1 protein-coding gene is annotated in these 940 nt (G+C 51.3%); it reads right to left on the reverse strand.

Annotation, left to right across the window (positions count from 1 at the left end; translation table 11 throughout):
- Positions 1-940: hypothetical protein (locus HMPREF2766_RS10265; RefSeq protein ID WP_261676404.1), on the reverse strand; the 940-nt coding region annotated here is incomplete at both ends.

Raw genomic sequence — 940 nt, forward strand, 5'->3', positions numbered from 1 at the left:
TTGACTAGCACTCACCGATACGGACTGGCTTGCGCTGACTGAAGCGGATTGACTTGAGCTCACAGATGTGGATTGACTCGAGCTTACTGAGGCGGATTGGCTGACACTCGCTGAGGCTGATTCGCTGGAGCTTACTGAGGCAGATTGACTCGAACTTACTGAGGCAGATTGACTAGCACTCAATGATGCAGATTGACTCGAACTCAATGATGCTGACTCACTTGCGCTGGCTGAAGCCGATTGACTAGCACTCAATGATGCAGATTGGCTCGAGCTGACTGAGGCCGATTCACTTGCACTCAATGATGCTGATTGGCTCGAACTCGTTGACGCTGATTGACTAGCACTCACGGACGCTGATTGGCTCGAACTCAATGAAGCGGATTCGCTGGCACTTGCTGAAGCGGATTGGCTGGCGCTGACTGAAGCTGATTGGCTAACGCTGACTGATGCCGATTCGCTTGTGCTTACTGAGGCTGATTCGCTGGCGCTCGCTGAAGCTGACTCACTTGTGCTTACCGATACAGACTGACTAGCGCTCACTGAAGCGGATTGGCTCGCGCTTACTGAGGCTGATTGGCTCGAACTTGCTGAAGCGGATTCACTTGCACTCAATGATGCCGATTGACTTGAGCTTACTGATGCAGATTCACTCGAACTTACTGATGCTGACTGGCTTGAGCTTACAGACGCTGACTGACTAGCACTTACCGAAGCGGAATGGCTGGAGCTTACAGACACTGATTGACTTGAGCTTGCTGAAACCGATTGGCTGGAGCTTACAGATGCAGACTGACTCGAACTCGCTGAAGCTGATTGGCTCGAACTTACAGATACTGATTGACTAGCACTAGTTGAAGCTGACTGGCTTGCGCTCACGGATGCGGATTGACTCGAACTTACTGATGCAGACTGACTAGCGCTCATTGAGGCTGATTGA

It is taken from the genome of Streptococcus sp. HMSC076C08, from assembly GCF_001810825.1.
Taxonomy (GTDB): domain Bacteria; phylum Bacillota; class Bacilli; order Lactobacillales; family Streptococcaceae; genus Streptococcus.